The organism is Sulfuricurvum sp. (assembly GCF_019163035.1).
Lineage (GTDB): Bacteria > Campylobacterota > Campylobacteria > Campylobacterales > Sulfurimonadaceae > Sulfuricurvum.
Window position 1 is genome coordinate 1 of record NZ_JAFLKV010000085.1, and the last position, 3,775, is coordinate 3,775.

The window sequence follows — 3,775 nt, forward strand, 5'->3', positions numbered from 1 at the left end:
ATGGAGGGTTTGTTGGAGTGAATATGGGATTAAATTATTCGTTAACTGAAAACTTTTCAGTTGAAGGGGGATATCGGTATATACGTTCAAATGCTACTGGAGATTTTACCTCTACAGCTTCAAAAGCAAAAGTAGATTCATTAAAAAATTGGTATCTAGGTGCCAACTATAAGTTTTAGAGTTATTAAAAATCTAATGAATTAATATTGTGTGTAGCATAGTGCCATATCAACTCAAATGTAACAAATTGGATAATTAAAATTATCCAAAAAAGATATCGAAATTTACGTCTCTTATGGCGAAAGAATTTTTGTGCAAAAACGGCACCAACACTTCCTCCTACGATGGCTAATGTCAAAAGTGTATTCTCGCTGATCCGTCGTCGATTGGCACGTGCAAGAAATTTATCATAACCAAAAATAGCAAATGTGATAATATTAAATAAAATAAAAAGAAGAATAAATGCTTTCATATACATGAGTATAGCATAAGTAGAGAAGGCAATAAAGTGATAAAAATTTTATTTTTTACGAATAAAATAACACTATTGTGTCCTACTTGTGATATGATTAAATATTCGCATTATTACTTTTTCTTAAAGGAGATGTATGAAGGCTGTCATTATGGCAGGTGGGTTTGGAACCCGGATACAACCGCTTACGAACTCAATACCAAAACCAATGCTTCCGATTATGAACCGTCCAATGATGGAGCATACGATTGTAAGTTTACGCAATTTAGGAATTAAAGAATTTATCGTACTTCTCTATTTTAAACCTGAAGTAATCAAAGACTATTTTGATGATGGAAGCAAGTGGGGGATTAAGATCACGTATGTGGTGCCGGATGATGATTATGGAACTGCCGGAGCGGTTAAAAAAGCCCAAGAGTACATCGGTGATGAAAATTTTATCATTATCAGTGGCGATCTGGTGACGGATTTCGACTTTCAAAAAATATTCGATTATCACAAACTCAAAAAATCCAAACTCACCATTACCCTTACCTCGGTGGAAAACCCACTCGAATTTGGGGTAGTCATCGCCAATAATGAGGGAAAAATCGAAAAATTCCTCGAAAAACCGAGTTGGGGTGAAGTCTTTAGTGATACGATAAATACCGGTATTTATATCATCGAACCCGAAATACTCGACTATATTCCAAACAATGAAAATTTTGATTTTGCCAAAGATTTATTTCCGATGTTAATGCACAAAGGGATCGATTTGATGGCGGGGTATGCGGATGGTTACTGGCGTGATGTCGGTAATCCAGAGAGCTATCGTGATGTATATGAAGATATTTTGAGCGGAAAAATAAAATTTGAGATCGGTGGCGAAGCGATTAAATATGCCGATGGTGTTTTGATTTGCGGAGAGGACAACATCATTGATGAGAGTATCGAAGTTACCGGAATTGTTGTTATCGGAAACGAGGTAACGATCAAAAAGGGTGCGAAACTTAGCAACGTTGTGATCGGGAATAATGTGCTCATCGGCGGATCCTCGAAAGTTTCTAACAGTGTCATCTGGGACAATGTTCAGATCGGTAAAAATACGAAATTAGACGGATGTGTTATCTGTAATAACAACCGCATCGGTAAAAACGTTACGGCAAAATCGGGATTGATTTTAGCGGAAGGGTGTGAAATCGGGGAACTGGTGATCGTTGAAAAAGATGTCACCATTTGGCCGGACAAAGTAATCGAAGATGCCTCTATCGTCAGCCGAAGTGTGATTTTAGGGAGTAGATACAAAAATTCTATTTTTGAAAACGGTTTGGTAATCGGAAAATCAAACGTCGAACTCTCCTGTGAAATGGCGACAAAGCTTGCCGAAGCGTTCGGTGCTCAACTTCCGGTCGGATCGACGATTCTTGTTTCACGTGACAGCTCTAAGAGTTCTCGAATGTTGAAGAGAGCTTTTTTAGGCGGATTACTCTCTTCGGGTATGGATGTGATCGATTATCGCTCTATTCCATCAGCCGTTATGCGGTGCAGTTTGTCGTATCATGATGAGTATGCTGCGGGTGTCCACTTTAATCAAAAACTAGATGACCCTACCAGTACGGTTGTTACCTTTTACAACCATGAAGCCCTTCGGATCAATAATGATATGTCAAAAAAGGTGGAAAAAGCATTTTTCAAAGAGACTTTTCGACGGGTTGATTATTCGCGTGTCGGACAGATTTTCCCTTCTGATCATGTAAAAGAGTACCAAGGCTATAAAAAGGGGATGGAAGAACTCCTTCAGTCACACATGTTTAAATGTCTAAACTGTCGAGTGGCAGTTGATATGATGCACGGTGTTTCATCGGAAGTATTCCCTGATATTCTCAATGATATGGGTGTAGATAACATTATGTTTAATGCCTATCCTGATGAACAGCGTCTTGAAAATATTAATACACTGGCTAAACGTTCGTATGAAGATTTGAGTGCCGTGATCACCGCACTTGGATTGGATGCGGGATTTATGATTTATCCGCACGGACAAAGATTGGAAATCATATGTAATAAGGGGATTTTACTGAGTAAACAGGCGGCATTGTTTGTCGTCCTGACCTTGTTCAATATAGAGGCAAAAGCCAAAGAAGAGATAAAAAAAGTATTCCTTCCGACGTGGGCAGCAGATTTTGTCCATTTTGACCATTTGCAGATTGAACGGGGACAGTACGCTAATTTCAAGCGAGAGCAGATGATGCAGTACGATTTGGTAACGACGGGTGAAGGGAACTTTGCTTTTACCGAGTTTTCAACTCATCGAGACTCGATGTATGCAACATTGAAAATATTAGAGATGATCGTTCACAGCAGAGTGAAACTCTCTGAGCTAATCGAAGCACTTCCACGTTTTTACTACCATGCTTTTCAAGTTCCATGTACCCAAGCGAACAAAGGAAAGATGATGCGGATGTTCCTCGAGGATTCGAAGGGTAAAAAGTCCTCCAATCTCGATGGGGTAAAAATTTGGCTCGATGAGCAAGATTGGGTATTGATGATCCCTGATCAGTACAGTGACCATTTAAACCTCTATATACAAGCAAAATCGAATTCGCAGGGTGAACATATCTTGGCGTCATATAGTTCTAAGATTGAGGAATGGATCCGTTCATAATGGATAAAAAACCTCTATCACTCACCTTTTTCTGGCACATGCACCAGCCGGACTATCGTGATAGTGATGGGGTGATGCAGATGCCGTGGGTTTTCTTCCATGCCATCAAAGATTATTATGAGATGCCGTGGCTTTTAAGAGAGCATCGTTCCCTTAAAGCAACTTTCAACCTCTCCGCAACGCTCATGGAGCAGTTGGAACTCTATCGTGATCCTCTCAAATTTGATTACTTTTTATCCTTGTGGGAACAACACCCCTCGGCATTGGATGAATCATCGCGTCAATGGGTTATCAAGCTGTGTAAATCGAGTCAGTTTGAGACGATGGTGAGACCGTTGAAACGGTATGAGAAGCTCTATGCGAAAAACGAGTACAGCGATGATGAGCTGGTCGATTTAGAGATGTTGTTTGTTTTGTCATGGTGCGGGAATTATCTCCGAGGAGAGAATAGCGTTGTGAGAGAGTTCCTGCAACGGGGTGAGAATTTTACCCAAGGGGACAAACACCGTATCCTTGAGTCATTGTGCAGCTTTGTTCAAACGATTATCCCTTTTTATAAAACACTCCAAGATGAGGGGACAATTGCGGTTTCGACAACCCCGTACTATCATCCGATATTGCCGCTGTTGATCGATATGGAGAACGCTGCAATCGCAAAT

2 protein-coding genes and 1 pseudogene are annotated in these 3,775 nt (G+C 40.1%); 2 read left to right on the plus strand and 1 reads right to left on the minus strand.

Going from position 1 to position 3,775, the window contains the following annotated elements; all coding sequences use genetic code 11:
• Window positions 1-184: 184 nt before the first annotated feature.
• Window positions 185-478, minus strand: a complete 294-nt coding sequence (locus tag JZU62_RS11000; protein ID WP_365956529.1) for a DUF1294 domain-containing protein — start codon at window positions 476-478, stop codon at window positions 185-187.
• Window positions 479-608: 130 nt separating this feature from the next.
• Between JZU62_RS11000 and JZU62_RS06475 the strand changes: the two genes are divergently transcribed.
• Both JZU62_RS06475 and JZU62_RS06480 read left to right on the plus strand, forming a co-directional pair.
• Window positions 609-3,116, plus strand: coding sequence for a sugar phosphate nucleotidyltransferase (locus JZU62_RS06475; RefSeq protein ID WP_295013070.1), 2,508 nt, complete (start codon window positions 609-611; stop codon window positions 3,114-3,116).
• Window positions 3,116-3,775 (plus strand): annotated as a pseudogene (locus tag JZU62_RS06480) (glycoside hydrolase); the annotation flags it as partial. The gene JZU62_RS06475 and the pseudogene JZU62_RS06480, both read left to right, overlap by 1 nt.